This is a genomic window from Algibacillus agarilyticus (genome assembly GCF_003286125.1).
Taxonomy (GTDB): domain Bacteria; phylum Pseudomonadota; class Gammaproteobacteria; order Enterobacterales; family Alteromonadaceae; genus Algibacillus; species Algibacillus agarilyticus.
The window spans coordinates 294,719-312,829 of record NZ_QMED01000004.1 but is presented as its reverse complement, the minus strand read 5'-3'; the positions used below and the strand labels follow the sequence as shown (position 1 = coordinate 312,829).

Sequence of the window (18,111 nt, the reverse complement as noted above, 5' to 3'; positions counted from 1 at the left end):
TAATTTTAAGGTGTGCAGAGCCCAATGCTGCATCACCATTTCAAAACACTGCTGCATAAAATCGCGGCACTGTTCTTTTTTAAGCTGATTATGAAAAGGTTTATAGCGAATAGGCATACCACTAATGGTTTGGTACTTTCGATGAATATCAGCCAAATTAGCTTTGGATTGACAACCTAGCGTATCAATCACTGCGAGTAATAAATGGTAAGGGTTAAATTGGCGACTGCGTTCAACCAATTTCACGCTTCGAGCCATTGAAAAAAGTGTTTTAGGATCAAAAATGGCTTGGATTTTATCTGTTAAAGTTGTAAGTTTCATTGTCTTCGCGTTTGTTTGTCTTTTTATCAGTTTTGGTGAACCAATAAGATCACAAATTGAGCGCGAAGACACCTCTTTTTTTCTTAAGATCCTACATATGAAAAGAAATTAGGGCTTAAATGGACAGAGGTTGATTTTTCTGAAAAGTTAATACGTATTTCATCACAATAGATGAAAAAATGATCGAGATCACTTTGTGCCACTTTCTAAACAAGTCATTCATTTTATATTTTTCTAAATAGCCGTGACAGCAGCATGCCTATAAGCAAAAACGTGATGACAAACTGACGATGTGATTTATGCTATGCAGCAGACGTAATATCCGCACATGACTTTAGAGGTACCGCCTCAACAATTTTGCATGAGTAAAGTTGGTCGCATTTCGCGTAAGCAAGCAAAAACGTCTTTTGAACACATGGTATCAGCAATCAGTTAACTGAATCCAAGCAATGAAAGAAAGGATTAATATTGATTTACAGCAGTTAATGAAAAAGGAGTAATCAAAATGGATTTTATGGATCTTGCATTAAACTTCGGTGTTGAAACTCCGGATCCGGCGTCTTGAATTTGTATGTTTACATAAACATCTTAATATTTTTATTCGAAAAGTAACACCCAATATTGTTTAAATACCATTTGCACCACTTGCATGGGTAAGGCAAAATTATCGCCTCTCTAATTATTCCAGTACCGACTCCTTCTTATGCAACTGATCCATTTATTTTGGCAAGCAACATCAAACGGATTTGATAACACAGGCAAAATGTATGCTTGGCTTGAAAGTGCTAAACCATTACGAGCTAACGCAAAATGTAAAATCAAGCCTGTTTATCCTTACCAATTAATAGGTAGCGAGCTAGAACAATGGTTTGCTAAGCAACTTAAGCTTACCGGTAACAGTACAACACTTAAGGTTAATTTACCTGTCGATCAAGTTGGCCAAGCCATTCCTTCTCCTGTGATTGCTAATATCAACGAGTTAGAACAACATGAGTGTGCGGGGCTACAACGGTTTGGTTTAAATGTGCTGGAGATTGCCCAACCATTAACTTGGTTAAAGGAACTTAGCTTTCAGCAACATTATTTTCCTGACGATATTCAACTCGCAGACGATAGCCTGTTTTGGTTAGACATAGCCCAACTTTTTAGCCAAATGATCAAACAAGACCAGTATATTCCTAGCGTGCTTGCCTTTAAAGATAGTAAGAAAACGCAATTTACCAGTGGCTGGCAAACCTTATCATCGGTGTTACAAGACCATCTACAAACCTTGTCTCAGCAGATGCCTTTTGCGGCTTGCCTAGGCGAGTTCACTCGTTACAAACCATTATCGGCGTTACGTCATTTTTGTGAAGTCGAGCTTAATCGAGTTATTGCCAGTACCAGTTTTGCTCAAAAACATTTAAAACAAGTTGAAGATACATTTATTCATCACAATCTGAGCCTTGACTTAAAAGATAAAGCAGCAAAGCCGGATAATGCTATCTGGCAAACATGGAAGTTATGGCAAAATAATCTGAGTTACGATCAATTCGGGGCCGCGTTTCAATTAGCATTACGTTTGGTCGATGCTAGCTCAGCCGCAGGTGAAGATTGGCAAATCGAAGTGTTATTGCAATCCAAAGCCGATCCTTCTTACCGGGTTAGCCTTGCCGAATTTTGGCAAAATAAACATCTGGCCAACACCTTGTACAATGACTTATTAGGCACGTCAATTGAACGCGTATTGTTATTGCAATTGGGGTATGCCAGCCGTCTTTATCCGCCACTTGAGCAAATATTTAGCACAAACATGCAACAGAGTTGCATCACCTTAAACACCCAACAAGCGTTTCAATTTCTTAAAGAAGAAGCTTGGCCATTACATGCCTGTGGTTACCACATAATGGTACCCGCTTGGTGGACAAGTAAAGGTCGTTTACGTGCCAAAACCAAACTGCGCGCCAGCAAATCACAGTCAAGCAGTGCGGGCAGCGCCCCAGATTCATATTTTGATCAAGACACCTTAATGGATTTTGATTATCAGTACGCGATGGGCGACCATGACATTAGTGCAGATGAGTGGCAGCAACTGATTGATTCCAAATCTGAGTTGGTGTATTTCCGTGGTAATTGGGTTGAAATAAACCAAGCGGAAATGGCAAAAATGCAACAACTGATCGACAGTTCTCGTCAAGATGGCAAGCAAGGCAAAATTAAAGATCTCTTGCAAATGGCAGCAGATGAAGACCTCTATGACATTGAACTCGAAGAAAATGTTGAAGCCATGCTGGAACACTTAACCAACAAAGACAGCTTGAGTTTATTAACCCAACCGCAAAGTTTAAACGCGACGTTGCGCCCTTACCAGGTTAGAGGTTTGTCTTGGCTGGCTTATTTAGAAAACCTCGGTATGAACCCTTGTTTAGCAGACGATATGGGGCTAGGTAAAACCATGCAAGTGATATCGCTGTTGCTTAGCCAACCTCGGTCAACGCCTGCCTTATTAATCGCCCCGACGTCGGTTGTGGGTAATTGGTTTAAAGAGCTCGAAAAGTTTGCGCCTTCGTTAAACGCCCATATTCATCATGGGGCTAAACGTAAGCAACAGGGTGAGTTTAGTGCTTTTATTCAAAACTTCGATATTGTTATTACGTCTTATGGCTTAATTCGTCAAGACAAAGCCTTGTTTACCAACCAACACTGGTCACGGGTTATTATTGACGAAGCGCAAAATATTAAAAATCCAACCTCTGCGCAAACTAAGGTCATCTTTGGTATTCCAGCCGATTCGCGTTTGGCAATAACGGGTACGCCTATCGAAAATAGATTACTGGATCTCTGGTCGATATTTAACTTTCTTAACCCGGGATTTTTGGGTGCTAGAGCCGAGTTTAAAAAACAATTTGAATTGCCGGTGCAGCGCGATAATGATCAGCAAAAAACTAACCTGCTGAAAAAGTTGGTAGAGCCTTTTATTTTAAGGCGCTTAAAAACGGATAAATCCATTGTGCATGATCTGCCCGATAAAATTGAACAAAAAGTGTATTGCGAGTTAACCAAAGAGCAGGCGTCGATTTACCAATCTATCGTCGAAGAGATCAAACAAGATTTAGCGCAATCAGAAGACGATTCGCCTAATAGTATTTACCTATCAGCCTTATTGCGCTTAAAACAATGCTGTAATCATCCGGCGCAAGTGTTACAAGACGGTAGCGAATTTAGTATTGAACGCTCGGTTAAACTGCAACGCTTAACTGAAATGGCCAAAGAGGTGATCGACAATCGCGAAAGTATGTTGATTTTTAGCCAATTTAAAGAAGTATGCAGTGAGTTAGTCCATGTGCTTAAAAGCCAATTTGGTTATCAAGTGTATTATTTACATGGCGGTACATCGCGGCAAAAACGAGAAGAGATGATAGAGCAGTTTCAGGCTGATAATACCGCGCCTAGCATCTTCGTATTATCGTTAAAAGCGGGTGGCGTTGGTATAACGCTAACCAAGGCCAATCACGTTATTCACTTTGACCGCTGGTGGAACCCTGCGGTGGAAAATCAGGCTACCGATCGTGCTTATCGGATCGGTCAACAGAAAACGGTATTCGCGCATAAATTTATTACTTTGGGCACCATAGAAGAGCGGATTGATGAAATGTTAACCGAAAAGCAAAAAGTCTCAGATTCGATTGTTGGTAGTGATGAATCATGGCTTACTCAGCTTGATCCTAAGTCCTTTATTCAATTAATCCAACTTAGCCAAGCGAATACGTAACGGAGTTTGAACCGATGAATAAGCAAAGAACGTGGTGGGGACAAGAATTTGTAAGTGCGTTAGAGGGGTTTATTGACGCCGGGCGGTTACAACGCGGCAAGTCGTACCGCACAGACAACCGAGTACTAAAATTTGATCTGCAAGCTAATCAAATCGATGCCACGATCCGCGGCAATGTTAACCCATACTATGGTGTATATGAAGAACCACATTACCAAGTTAAGCTCAAATTTAGAACTATTTCGGCGAGTGATTGGCAAACTATTATCACTAATTTATGTGCTAATGCGGGTTGGCTGTCGAAGCTGATGCTGAATGAAATACCTGATTCTATCCAACAGGGTTTTACGCCGCACTCTCTACTTCCGGCATCATTTAATGATATCGATGCCAGTTGTTCTTGCCCTGATCATGCTAACCCCTGTAAGCATATTGCGGGTGTTTATTATCGTATTGCCGAGCAATTAGACACCAACCCCATGTTGCTATTTCAGTTACGCGGTTTATCGCCGCTAGCTTTACAAAAAGCGCTAGCGGCTACCGAGCTTGGTCAAGTATTCGCTGAACATCTTGCCGTAAGCAAAAATGTTGAGTTAGAAACTACGGAGCACCGATACCCTGTATTTGAATGCGATAATGCATCCGATCCTGCTAAGCAAACCGTTAACTTAGCGCAATTTTGGCAAATGAAACTAGCCACAAAATCAACAGACACGCAATCAACAGACTCTCAATCAACAATGAACGCCGTTGAGCAGAGCGAATTATCAACAATGACATCTGCCGCATTAATTAAAAAGCAAGGTGACTACCCCGAGTTTTGGTCGCGCAATAATTCTTTTATTGGCGCGATGGAAGATATTTATGAAGCAGTACGTAAGAAAAACAATAAACAGCTTTTTTAAACGATTCAGTATAAATCAAACACGACTTGGGTATACGAGCAGCATACTGGTGTTTAATTTGCGTGCTTGTCTCTATTAAACGAAGTCAGAAGGGGGGGGGAAACGATGCCTGTCCAACACTATTTTATATGAGGAGATATGGAGCTTTGATTTTAGGGGCTATGTTTGGGGGGGAGTTGTAAATGCAACTAAAGCAAATATATGCAAGTAGCCTTTATGGCTTATTACATTTTTTGATTGGAGCTTTTGGTACTTGGGTCTTATTTTTTACATTTGGATGGGAAATAGACCTTTCAGTTGTCATTCCAATCATTATCGCTTTCACATATTTAGGGTGTTTTGATAAATATAAAAGTGAAGGTGTTACGCAATTTTTAGTTTGTGTCTTTATTCCTAATTTTTTAACTTCTATTGTTTTAAGTGGAGCTTTATATTTAACGTTTGATATTGGAGTTGGAGCTGTTTTTATCAGCTTTTTACTTTTGTTTTTGGCTATTTTCATAATTAGTCTTTGCACTTATAAATTTATGAACTGTATTTCATAAAAATTGGTTTAAAAGCCAGCAAAGGCATAGAGGGCATTAGCCTTGATTTTGTTGTGCTTCAATAACCCGCTCTGGCAGGATAGTTGTCACTGTTAAAATTTAACCCGTTATGGCGATTATTAGGTCAAACATGCCTCATGGGTGTTAACGATGCCGTGTCCAACACGACTTTCAATATAAATCTTGGCGTGAGGGTATTAGGCAACGATTTTGAAACAGACTTGTTTAATGTCGCGCAGCCGACAAATCATCTAAGTGTTGAACAAGTCATGCTCGCAGAAGTCGTTGGATGGGACTGTTGTGGCTGAATTAACTGAACTTTCAACCACAACACAAGGCTTGTTTTAGCTTAATAGAATAACTTTTATCACTTTGATAATTGGACTATTGATGCTTGTTTTTTTGCGTTACGTTGGCGTGTTTTACTCTGGCATAACATCCCAATGAGCATAATAAAAAACATAGCGGCGAGTGCTTTCCAGATGAAGTGATCGTCTTCACCTTGCTGCTCATCTTGTTTTTGTTGTTTCTCCAACTTTTGGCCTTCTACTTGCTGTTCGGCATTTTTCTTAGCAGTAGCTTGTTGTTCGATCTTTTGTGCGACCATGTCTTCCATCGTTTGAGCTTGTTGCAGGGTTTGTAAACCAAAGCCTTTGGCTAATTCATTTGCATGCTCTCTAACGGCATCATTCATCACAATTAAGTCATATTTTTCTACAAACTCAATGTATTTTTCAACGATAGATTTTAAACGCTCATCATCGGTGGTCCAATAATCTTTACGCTCGGCTTCTAACATGCGTTCCATCATATGCGCTAACGCTCTTGGGTTAACCTCTTCAAACCATTCATCAAGGCCAATTTCGAGTTGATCATTTACGTATATATCAACAAACTCATCCCATTGGTCATCACGCACAACATCAGGATCAACCACTTGCCAGCCCCAGAAGTTATTCAAGTTACCCGCCATCGTGACGGCGCCGCTATAACCTTCTTTTTGCATTTCGGTGATCCAGCGTTTGTGAAAGTTACGGGTACGTAGCTCTTTGGCTAACATATCGGCCGCCATTTCCATTTTAACCTTGTTAGTATTACGTAAATTACTGATCATCATTTCAGGGCTTTTGCCATCAATATTACGCACGGCTAGGGCTAAAGACCCAAAATATTCAAACGGGTCGTCTGAGGTGATCATGCCGTAAAGGTTTGATGAGCGAGAAAAAAGCGCTACATCCGTGCCCGATAGCTGTTTAGCGTAAAGGTTATCAACTTCTTCACCCCAACGCGATTTATCTGTACCAAAATGTTTACCCATTGTGGCTAAGTAGTTATCTGCAATTTTCTTGTCGGTTTCCCAGGTATCACTTGCCATAATAGGTTCATCAACACCTGAGCCGTAATTGCCAAAGTTGTTAGAGAAAATACGGATGCTCGATAAGTATTCAGCTTCGTCTACACCTTCTGCTTGCAATTCGGCTTTAACCCGTTCGCTGTTTTTCCAAATGGGGTTACTTGCTTCTTTTAACTGCGAAAGCTCTTTAATGGCGTTAGCTAACATTTCCATCACATTAGGGAAGGCATCACGATATAGTCCGGTGGCCGACAACACCACATCAACACGGGGGCGTTTAAGTTCGCTGTATGGAATGATTTCGGTGCCAACCACACGGCCATCTGGGCTCCATTTAGGACGTATACCCATGGCATAAAGTGCCTGACTTTCTAATACACCGTAATGACGCATCGCTTCTACTGACCATAGTGAAAACGCTAATTTGTCAGGATACTGACCATGCTTTTTGTAGTAATTTGCAATAACCTCTTCAACCAACTCAGTGCCTTGTTCAAAAGCCGCTTTGGTGGGTAAGCGTGATGGATCAAAGCCAATTAGGTTAAAACCAGTAGGGAGTGATTCAGGGTTTCGGATCGGATCACCGCCATTTTTAGGGGCGATATACTGAGCACTTAACGCGGCAACAAAATGATCAAGCTCTTTAATACCGACGATATTTTTGTAGTAAATTTGCGCTTGTTGTATAAAAGGCAATATTTCATCAGTTAAGTCGCTGGTGTCACCGTTGTTGACCACGTAATCACGTAAAGTTTGGTAGCCTGCTGTTTTTTCAAGGTCTTCTTTAACAAAGTGCATTAAACCATCAGATATATCATCGTGAGATTTTACCTGTTTATTGTCACCGTTATGTTCGTCATGCTCGTGCTCTTCAGTATGTTCATCTTTGTACTCGTGGCCGTGCTCATCTTTATGATCGCCGCTGTGGTCACTGTGTTCTTCATGGTCGCCATGATGGTGGTGATCATCTTCAATTTCGTAATTCCCTGCTTCAAATTCAGAGGCGGCACTTAAAAATTCAAATCCTAACATTTGACCCAGCGTAGAAATAATTAAACGCTGCTCGGCCAACTCGCCAAAAGTATGTAAACCTAATGGTTGGTTTGTCGCGGCGAGTTCTTCTAAATAGGCATGTAAATCATCTAAGAAGTGATCAAAATCGGCATCGATTTGGGCTAATTCATAGTGTAAGTCTTTGCAGATGTTTTCTTTAACGCAGAAATCGATAATGTGCTGTTTGGTTTTTTGTTTTACACCACCGGTATCAATATGACGATATTGATCAACCAAGGTGTGCATATCGGCAGTTACGCCTTGTAAGCCAGCAGCCGCAAATGGCGGGGTCATGTGGCCAATGGTTACGGCATTACCTCGGCGTTTAGCTTGCATGGCTTCACCCACATCGTCAACTATATAAGGGTATATAACCGGTAACGTGCCGGTTGATAAGTTAGCGCCGTCGTAGCGAGATAAACCTCGGTCTTTACCCGGTAAATATTCATGTGTACCGTGTGTTCCTAAATGAATAAAAGCATCGCTGTTCCAATATTCACGTGCATAAAAATAAGCCGCGAGATAGTAATGATTCATCGGCACTGTGGTGTCGTGATATAAACCTTGCTCTTTATCTGCACTGTCGCCACGGGGTGGCTGCCGAAGAATTAACATATTACCATTGCGAATACGTGGAATAATAAAATAATGTTTGCCGTTTTTAATGGTCACCATAAAGTTATCTTCAGGTTGACCCCAATGCTCGTTGATTTCATTAACGGTTGTTTGCGGTACGGTGGCTAACCATGTTTTGTAAGCATCAAGCGGTAATAATTCTGCAAGATCTTCTTTTAATAAGGTTTCTAACTCAAAATCACGATAAAAAGGGTTAAGAATACGATCGACCCGATCAATAAAATATTGTGCATCTACTTTGTCGATACGATAGCCTTCGTCATGTAAACGGTGACTAATACTGCCTAAACTTTCAGGCACGTTTAAGAATGATGCGCCCATGTCTTGATCGCCCCAAAACAGGGTGGTGAGTTTTTTATCGGCGTTTGGCATGTTGGCCAATTTGGCATAATTTAGCGCCCGCTCAATAATAAAATCTAATTGATAATCAATAATTTCGACTTTATTTTCGCGATGGTTCATTGCCGCAACGATGGTTGGATCAATAACCCCAGCTGATTCTGGCAATACCAACATAAATGACATCATGCCAGACGAAATGCCTTCTTTGCTTGCTTCCCAGTGTTTTTGGTTACCGTCGTAATAGGTGAGCGCTTGAATAACCGGTACACCGAATTGTTCAAATTCGGTTTTGCGTTTATTGGCCCAATGAATGTTGCGAAAATTGATAATTAAGTCTATTTCAGTTTGTTTACTACCATTTGCAAGTGTTGATTGTAATAAATGCGAATAGTCGCCACTGCGTGGGCTTAATTCAAAAAAGAAGGGTACAACATAAGCGCCTTTAGCTTCGAGTCGTTTAATCGTTTGGTCAATAACGGTTGTTTGTTCGGTTTCAATCGATGCACGTTGCATTAACAAGGCTATTTTGGTTTGGCCAGTAGTGGGAGCCGACCAATTTTGATAATGAGTTAATGAATCACTCATTAAATTAGGTTGTGCAGGGTGGTATATACCTTGCGTTGGAAAAACAATGGGTTCGGCAACCTTTACTTTTGCCGTATTCTTACGCTGTAAAATGTCAAATGCAATGAAATTTAACATGTTAGTTAAATTTTTACGGCCTGCATTTTTCCAGTAGGTTTGTAACGTTTGTTGCTGTGTTGGTGACAATCCTTTTTGCGCGGCTTGGTTTTCTAGCCAATTAAGTGCGATGAATTTAGTTGAATGCTCGGCCGCTACTTTATTAATAGTAGGTAAGTAGGCTTCAAATGTTTGTTTGGCAAAGCGGCTCGAAACCGCATCAAGCACCACTAAATCATACTCAGAAAATAACGTTTCTGCTTTTGCTATATCTTTTAGCGCTTTGGCTGATTTTTGCTCAACGTTAAAGCGTAGTTGAGTACCTTCTGACGGTGGTGTGCTCGCGACTTCTTTTAAAAGTTTTACTTTGGCTTTATTGGAGTGTGCGGCACTCACAAAAAGAATCTTGTTATGTTGTGAGTCTGGTGAGGTTTCTGCCATCAAAGTGCTTGAGAAGCTAATACTTAGCCAAGCGATGACCGTTAAAAATAGTTTCATTTTGAGTTTAATAACCTATACATTTAATCATGTGATTTTTTAAGCCCGTAGGGGTGTTAAGTAACATTGTTAGCGCTTTTATTCAGCTACGTAGATGATTGAACCGTCTGTCATTTCATAGGCAGTTCCGGCTTTTTTACCCGAGCCACTGCCGGTTTGTCCTTGGCTTTTAAAGCTTTCAATTTTATTGCCTTTTTTGACAATAATTTCCATGTTGTCTTTACCTTCATTTTTGATCACGGTGACATCTTCAGCCATAAAGGGGTTAAGCGGGTTTTGTGCTATGGCAATGAGTAATGCGGCAACCAGCACTAAAAATACGTCTACCAAATTCACCACCGAAAGCGCAGGGTTAATGCCTTCGTCTTCATCAAGCAGCTTCATTTTGCTGGCCTTCTGCACTTTCAAATTGCGCTTTAATTTGTGCTTTGATTTTCGCTTGCTTTGATTCTTCAAGCAAAGGGGTTAAGGCTACGAGTTCTTCGGCTAACCAGCGTTTTTTTACTGAGGCAATCCAAAATGTTATAGACGCGATCACTAAACCAAAAATAACCGCCGAAAAAGCCACAATTAAATTTTCACTTATGCCTTGGATATTGCCGTCGGCTAAGCCTTTAAGGGCGGGTCCCATGGGCACCATTGTGGCAATTAAACCTAACATAGGCGCTAATCGGCTAACATTGCGCACGCCTTCTAATTCACCTAAAGCGGCAACATCAAGCTGATCTTTAGTAACCTTAGGGTGTTGGTTAGCTAAATCGGCCAATGGATAACCGGCTAAATTTATCGATGGAGAATTTGCCAACTTACTGTTTAATAATTGATAAAAATGTGGCTTATTTGTTTTACGTTGAACAATTTGCATTACATATTGCCCGCTCGCAAATAATGCATAAATAAAGAGGGCTGCGATTAAAATAAGAACGGGTGCCATGAAAAAATCAGACAATTGGTACATTAAATATTCAAGTTGCTGGATCACTGTTTTGCCTACTTAAAAAAGTTACAAAGAACAACGCTTACCTCCTTGTAAGCACATTAATCTTTAGGAGTTAGTCTTTAGTGTTATTGCGCCGTTAAACTTTCTGCACGGAATGAAATGCTGCCAGATGTACTTTCTTGGTCGTAATAACTCAGCATTTGTAACTTATATGTCGCTGTTGCCGTTTTGATGAGATACACGCCATATTGTGAATAAATACCATGAGGAATACCGCCTTCTACGTTATAGGCATACCAAGGTTGGGCATCAAAGGCTTTTTCTATATAGGTGTTTGCTTTAAAGCTATGATAAGGCAGGGCCTCAGCTGAAATGCCAGTGATTTCGTTTGTAAAATCTTGTAAAGCGGTTGCATCTTCTGCAATATCCATTGCAAAATCTGAACCTGAATTTGTGTCATTACAGGTAAACGATAAGTCCCAGGCTTGAGTTTCAGTTACAATTGTTGCCGTGCCTAAATCAACAAATACTTTATTGCCAAGACCACATTCGGTTGCTAAATCAACTACTAGCTGAGTTTCTGCGTTGAATAAGTCATCAGCGCCTTGGTTGGCTATTTGTAGTGTAATGTCGCTCATTTCGAAACCGGCTTGGGTTAAGGCTGAAGCGCGATATTTTGTTAATTGGCCATCTGAATTAACGATATAGTATTTATCGTCTGCAGCCGTCACTTGGTGAGTTGATGAATTGTAGTTATAAAAGTCACTAATAATGTTGTGCATCACATCGGCTACAAACAGGCTATTATCGGCGGGAATATTGGCTGCTGTCACGGCATCAAATGCGGCTAATTCACTGTCGGCACTTGCATTTAAAAACTTATCGGCAACCGGTGTCTCGCCATCCCAAAAATCGCTGTTATTACCCGTGAAGTAGGCCGAAACAGGGCTGTCGCTATTTGCGTTATTTAAATAAACACCTGTGCGCTTAAAAGCGATATCCCAAGAGGTATCGGTAACGGCTTGCTCTTCAGTTAGGTTCACCACTGTCATGGCGTCTAAATCAAAATATACATAGTTAGGTGCAGCAACCGACCCCGTCGCTAATGGGCCATATATATTGCTGGGGGCTTCAGGTGTCACATTTGTGTCATCTGAAGCGCTTCCACCGCCACACGCAGTGAGTAACATTGAGCTAGATAGCATGGCCATCACAAGTTTATTGTTCATTATTTTCTCCGAAAATGAGATATATCTATTCAGCCGCTAAACAATACGGCTTATTAAATAAAGGATTGGATTAAAATTGGTAACTAGCGCCAATTGAGATAAAGCGACTAGAAATAGGGCGCGCATCAAACTTCCTTGCTTGTTGAGCTAATTGATCTTGATGTTCATCAAGGATGTTTTCTATGGAAAAACGTAGGGCTAAAGGCTCAGACAACTGCCACGTTGATTTAAAATCAACCGTTAACCAGCTATTGTTTTCTTCGCCATTTGAAAATTGTTGTGCATCAAATGATTCATTGAGTTGATAAACAAAATAGATAACCGCATCAATACCTGCGTTAAGGTTGCTGTAACCTAGATTGGTTTTAATTTGATGGTAAGGGCGTGATTCTAAGCGTTTATGATCACCGTCACGTGCGTCTAAATAACTGTAATTGATTTGTGTAAACCAATAATCAAATTGTGCTTCGGCACTCAGATTGAAGCCTTGCATCGTGGCTTCTTCAATATTGCCATACACTGAAATGTCTAAATCTTCGGCCAATGATTGTTGTAAATCGGTGAAAAGATCAATTAGGTTTTTGGCTTTGGTGTAATGAAGATTAAATTCACTACTTAATTCAAATTCACCTAACCAATTTGATCGCATGTTCGATTGATAGGTGAACGTTGAATTAAACGATAATGACTCTTCAGGTTCTAAGTTTTTATTGCCGTAAACTTTGTAGCCTAAAGCGCTATGATCAAATTGATAAAAACGTTCTTTTAACGTGGGCACTCGATAACCTTGGCCAATACCTAAACGCCATTTTAAACTGTCTTCACTATCGGTAAATAAATCGTAAAGGCTGCTAAAACTCAGCGCGCCATGCCCGCCAAAATCTGAATCGTCTTGGGCACGAATGCCAAACAAGTATTGGTGATCAGTGTATATCCAATTTAATTGTGTAAATGCTTCAACACTACAGCGAGATTTATCATCAATTTCAGCTTCATCTGATTTCAGATTCACTTGATCAAGCGTATCAAAATGCACGAGTCCACCGGCAACCACTTCTAAATCAGCTTCGCTTGTTACTTTTTCAACAGACCACACGTGCTGAGCATTAACTTCATATAAACCAATATTGGCTTGGCGTAACGTTGACGAGCCACTGATTTCATCATGCTGCATCAAGCGCGCATTGAGTTTCCAACTGGTATTTGCTATTTCATGTTTTTGTTTATTAAAAACATCTTTTCCTAAACCTAAATCAAGCTGGTAACGTTCGACATTAGACATGTAATAATTTGTTATTTTTTTAGTACCGGCAGAAAATTGACCGACCGCTTTTTGTTTTTCTTCTTTGAAATATTGAATTTGAGTATTTAACGCAAGCTCATTGAATGCGCCTTTTGTACCCAGATTTAAAAACAATTTATCAAGTTCGCCGGTTGGCGTGCTGGTATGAACATCGTCATAGTCAAAGCTAGGCGAATGTTTTATTAAAAGGTTTAAATGATTATTCCAATTATTGACTATGTAATCTGCGTTGATGTTAAACAAGTGGCTTAATGGCTCGTCATCAATGGCATTATTAGTATAATGGCCTATTTCGACGCCTATTTTTAAACGGTTTTTATCTGCTTGACGTGTAATGATATTGATCACACCGCCCATCGCTGAGCTGCCGTACATGACTGATGCCGCTCCACGAATAACCTCTATTTGTTGTATATCTTGTGCACTAATTTGGTCTAAATCAACTGCGGCACCTGTTGGGGCAATTAATGGCTGGCCATTTAACAACACTAAAACATTATCACCATCAAAGCCTTGCATTTGCACGGTATACCCATCTTTTTGATTGCGGTTAACAACGACCCCAGGCACAAAATTTAAAGCCTGCGCTACGGTGCCTTGTGATAAAACATCAATAACCGCGCCCTCAATTACATTTACTGCGATTGGCGAATTAGATAACAATTTTGGCGTGCGAGTGCCTGTTACTACGATAGTTTCAGTATGAGGCTGTGTTTTAAAATCGGTGTTGTCTGTTGAGTGATCTGCGTAAGCAAGTGAGCTAAATAAAGTTATGTTCAGCAATATTGTTGTAATAGTAAGAGGGGAGTGATTTATAAAATGTGTCATGATTACTTTGCTTGTTAATGATAACTATTCTCATTTCCAATAATACAGCGTTCCGATATAGTAATGCAAGTGAGAATTGTTATTATTTGTATTATTACCTAATGTAACTAAGTGATGTTTTTCAATAAATTTGGCTGACGTTTGATTTGTAAAATGAGAATTGAATTAAGCAAATTATTTGTAATGTACCTGTTTTGATGTGGATTTAATCAAGTAGCCACTGGTCTGCCATATAAGAGCTGGCAAAGAAAGTTGATTCTTTAATTTATAGATCTATTAATTTGCAGCTAAATCGATGCTGAATAGCCGTTACAATTACTGTATTATTGCGTCTGGTTTTTTTAAGGTATTTAAGATTCGGTATGGCAGCACAACAATTTGATCCTGAACTCATCTCTATTAAGCAGATTGATAGTACTGACACTCATATTTCAGCTTTAGACACAGCACAAAGCATATCAACAGACGATTTGACTAACGATGCCACAGATAACGCATCGCCTAAAATCGTACTCGCAACACTTAACGCTAAGTTTATTCATGCCAGCTTTGGTTTGCGGTATTTATATGCCAATTTAAACGAGTTGCAGCAATACTGTGAAATAAAAGAATTTATTATTAAGACGCGCGCGATTGACATTGTTGAGCAAATATTAGCGGCTAAACCCGATATTGTGGGTTTTGGGGTCTACATCTGGAATATCGTCGAAACAACGGATGTGGTTAGCTTATTAAAAGTGATTGCGCCTGAAATTAAAATTATTTTAGGTGGACCCGAAGTCAGTTACGAAACCGAAGAACAGGCCATCGTCAAAACGGCTGATTATGTTTTAACAGGGCCTGCGGATGTTAGTTTTTACGAGCTCTGCAAAGATATTATCAATAACACGGCACCCGATAAAAAAATACTCGCGTCTAAACCCGTTGATTTAAAAGATATTGAATTACCTTATGAATATTACAGCGACGAAGATTTAAAACATCGTGTGTTGTATGTTGAAGCTTCTCGTGGTTGTCCGTTTAAATGCGAGTTTTGTTTGTCTTCTTTAGATACGGCTTCTAACCCTTTTGAACTAACCCGCTTTCTTGAACAAATGGAAATTTTGTATCAGCGCGGAGCTCGAAATTTTAAATTTATTGACCGCACATTTAATTTAAATATTAAAACTACGATGCAAATTATGCAGTTTTTCTTAGATCGCATGACCGATGATTTATTTTTGCATTTTGAAGTGGTTCCCGATCATTTACCGCGAAAACTTAAAGAATTATTAGCGCAGTTCCCAGAAGGTTGTTTACAGTTTGAAATCGGTATTCAAACCTTTAACCCTGAAGTGCAGGTTAATATTAGCCGCAAACAAAACAATGATAAATCAAAAGATAACTTGCTTTGGTTACGTGATCATACACATGCGTATATTCATGCTGATCTCATTTTTGGATTGCCGGGTGAAACGTTTGATACATTTAGAGATAGTTTTAATGAGCTTTATCATTGCCGGCCGCACGAAATTCAATTAGGTATTTTAAAACGCCTTAAAGGTAGCCCTATTATTCGTCATACCGAAGCATTTGATCTGCGCTTTAATCCGTTACCGCCTTTCAATATTTTGAGTAATGACCGTGTTGATTTTGCAACCATGCAACGCATTAATCGTTTTGCACGTTATTGGGATATGATCGGCAATTCGGGTCGTTTTAAACATGCATTACCACATATGTTATCAGATAAACCATTTGATGACTTTATGGCGATCACTGAGTGGATTTTTGACAAAACACAACAAACGCATCAAATTAACCTTAAGCGATTGTATGAGCTTGTTTCACAGGCAATTGAGGCGTTGTATCCTGATAAACACGCACTTGTACTTGAGCATATTGAGTTAGATTACATCGCGTCTAAATTAAAAAGCCATTTTCAAGGGCTTAATCTATATGCGGGTCAACAAACAGAAACGGTGAGTAAAAGCCGGGCGACACAACGACAACAGCGCCACCTTCCTGCTTAAAAACCTGGCTTATATCGGTAGGGTTTTTACTCGTTTATATACCAGTAAAAACGCTATCGGTTTAAACCAATTTCTTGTTATTCACTTTAGTCATGACCGAATATGATAAATTTAATATGATTTAATTTATCTGTATCTAACGTGGGTTATCTGTTGTATAAGTCGTATTAGTGTTGTTTGTCATTTAGACAACATAGGGCGATAACTTAATTCGCATTTTTAATACTTTCTTATCTGTGAATACCAATATATATGAAAACATTTCAGTGCCGTTGCAAAGGCCAACCTACGCTATTTTTTGAAAGCAATCTATGTACCGCATGCAATTGCACCGTCGGGTTGGATGATGACTTTAGCGAAGTTGAAGCATACTATTTAGATGAGGCGAGTGGTCATTATTTAAAAAACGCTGGAGCCGATATTCACTATCAAAAATGTGATAACAACGCTCAATATAATGCCTGTAATGGAATGGTAAATTTAACCACATTTGTCGCGGCAGCAGATAAAACCGAGGTACTGTGTTTTGCTTGTCGGTTTAATGAAACGATCCCCGATTTAACCGTTGTTGAGCACATTCCACTTTGGAAAAAAATGGAAGCGGCAAAAAGGCGAGCTTTATATACGTTGAATGCCTTGCCGGTACCGTTAAAAAATATTACTCAAGATCCAGAGCAAGGTTTGAGCTTTGATTTTACAACTGATCGCAATGTAAAAGATCATTTCATTAGCAAGCTTAATCATCAAGATACGGTGTTTACCGGACATGATTGTGGTCATATAACCATTAACTTAGCCGAAGCCGATGATGTTGCGCGTTCAAGCACTAAACATGCAATGGGTGAACGCTATCGTACTTTACTCGGGCATTTTCGTCATGAACTTGGGCATTATTACTTTGACCAACTCATTGCGTGCTCTCCTAAAAAGCAGGCATTATGTAAGCAATATTTTGGTGATGACGAATTAGATTACCAAGAAGCACTTGATAAGCATTATAAAGAGGGTGCACCAAGTAACTGGCATGAGCATTATATTAGTGAATATGCAACTATGCACCCATACGAAGATTGGGCTGAAACGTGGGCTCATTACATGCACATTATTGATACATTAGAAACAGCTCAAAACTTTTCTATCGCAGGCTCTACTTCAGGTATTCAAGCTGACAACGAAGAAGTGGGTGAACTGTATTTACCGCAAGATAAACATTATTTTTCGGTGCAAACACCGATTTCGCGTATCTTAGATACGTGGGTCGATTTTTCGGTCATATTGAATTCTTTAAATCGCAGTATGGGGTTAGAAGATGCTTATCCGTTTGTGCTAACCCAATCGGTTCGTACGAAACTGTCGTTTGTGCATCATGCTATCCATAATAAATTAGATCAGCTACCCGAATTAACGGCGGCCGATCTTAAGTAACTTTAACCTTATGCCTACGTTTAGTTTGCTGGTAATAAGGCAAGGTCAATAGCGCTATCAAATTTAACTCCCAGCTAATTTTTAATTAGCTGGGTCAATGTCTTAAATATCGTTACCTTTTATCTACTCGTTGTTGGCTTATTTTTATTCGCTTGCCGAGTGTTTATAAATTAGAAAAAGCGCTTAATCGTCTTACATTAGGTGTTTTTATTATGATTACACTTTCTTTTAAATTTTAGATGTTTTACTCTTTTTCCGCTTTCTTATTCAAGTTACGCACAACTCAAT

Annotated in this window: 11 protein-coding genes and 1 pseudogene; 6 read left to right on the top strand and 6 right to left on the bottom strand. The window is 39.6% G+C overall.

The window, feature by feature from the left end; all coding sequences use genetic code 11:
* Positions 1 to 321: pseudogene (locus DPX34_RS05905) on the bottom strand (hypothetical protein); the annotation flags it as partial.
* 703 nt (positions 322 to 1,024) lie between these two features.
* Here DPX34_RS05905 and DPX34_RS05900 point away from each other — a divergent pair.
* The 4 genes from DPX34_RS05900 to DPX34_RS21865 all read left to right on the top strand — a co-directional run bounded on the left by DPX34_RS05900 (position 1,025) and on the right by DPX34_RS21865 (position 5,830).
* Positions 1,025 to 4,072 (top strand): DEAD/DEAH box helicase, encoded by a 3,048-nt coding sequence (locus DPX34_RS05900; RefSeq protein WP_111977478.1) that lies wholly within the window; start codon positions 1,025 to 1,027, stop codon positions 4,070 to 4,072.
* Positions 4,073 to 4,086: 14 nt separating this feature from the next.
* Entirely contained in the window at positions 4,087 to 4,977 is an 891-nt protein-coding gene (locus tag DPX34_RS05895; RefSeq protein ID WP_111977477.1) for an SWIM zinc finger family protein, read from the top strand.
* 182 nt (positions 4,978 to 5,159) lie between these two features.
* Complete coding sequence (locus DPX34_RS05890; protein WP_111977476.1) at positions 5,160 to 5,522, top strand: hypothetical protein; 363 nt, start codon at positions 5,160 to 5,162, stop codon at positions 5,520 to 5,522.
* Positions 5,523 to 5,605: 83 nt separating this feature from the next.
* Positions 5,606 to 5,830, top strand: coding sequence for a hypothetical protein (locus DPX34_RS21865; RefSeq protein WP_198673635.1), 225 nt, complete (start codon positions 5,606 to 5,608; stop codon positions 5,828 to 5,830).
* Between the two features lie 59 nt (positions 5,831 to 5,889).
* Here DPX34_RS21865 and DPX34_RS05885 read toward each other — a convergent pair whose 3' ends face one another.
* From DPX34_RS05885 to DPX34_RS05865, 5 genes are all read right to left on the bottom strand, one after another.
* Positions 5,890 to 10,086 carry a cobaltochelatase subunit CobN gene (locus DPX34_RS05885; RefSeq protein ID WP_111977475.1) on the bottom strand — a complete coding sequence of 1,399 codons (4,197 nt, stop codon included), beginning with the start codon at positions 10,084 to 10,086 and terminating at the stop codon, positions 5,890 to 5,892.
* 78 nt (positions 10,087 to 10,164) lie between these two features.
* The gene (locus DPX34_RS05880; protein WP_111977474.1) at positions 10,165 to 10,470 is read right to left on the bottom strand and encodes a DUF2149 domain-containing protein; all 306 of its coding nucleotides are present in this window, start codon (positions 10,468 to 10,470) and stop codon (positions 10,165 to 10,167) included.
* The gene (locus tag DPX34_RS05875; protein ID WP_111977473.1) at positions 10,457 to 11,068 is read right to left on the bottom strand and encodes a MotA/TolQ/ExbB proton channel family protein; all 612 of its coding nucleotides are present in this window, start codon (positions 11,066 to 11,068) and stop codon (positions 10,457 to 10,459) included. The genes DPX34_RS05880 and DPX34_RS05875 overlap by 14 nt, the downstream gene beginning before the upstream one ends.
* 83 nt (positions 11,069 to 11,151) lie before the next feature.
* Positions 11,152 to 12,255, bottom strand: coding sequence for an HmuY family protein (locus tag DPX34_RS05870; RefSeq protein ID WP_111977472.1), 1,104 nt, complete (start codon positions 12,253 to 12,255; stop codon positions 11,152 to 11,154).
* 70 nt (positions 12,256 to 12,325) lie between these two features.
* Complete coding sequence (locus DPX34_RS05865; RefSeq protein ID WP_111977471.1) at positions 12,326 to 14,386, bottom strand: TonB-dependent receptor plug domain-containing protein; 2,061 nt, start codon at positions 14,384 to 14,386, stop codon at positions 12,326 to 12,328.
* A gap of 362 nt (positions 14,387 to 14,748) precedes the next feature.
* Between DPX34_RS05865 and DPX34_RS05860 the strand changes: the two genes are divergently transcribed.
* Together DPX34_RS05860 and DPX34_RS05855 are read left to right on the top strand one after the other, a co-directional pair.
* Positions 14,749 to 16,398, top strand: a complete 1,650-nt coding sequence (locus tag DPX34_RS05860) for a B12-binding domain-containing radical SAM protein (RefSeq protein WP_111977470.1) — start codon at positions 14,749 to 14,751, stop codon at positions 16,396 to 16,398.
* A gap of 252 nt (positions 16,399 to 16,650) precedes the next feature.
* Complete coding sequence (locus DPX34_RS05855; protein WP_111977469.1) at positions 16,651 to 17,823, top strand: zinc-binding metallopeptidase family protein; 1,173 nt, start codon at positions 16,651 to 16,653, stop codon at positions 17,821 to 17,823.
* The last annotated feature ends 288 nt before the right edge of the window (positions 17,824 to 18,111 follow it).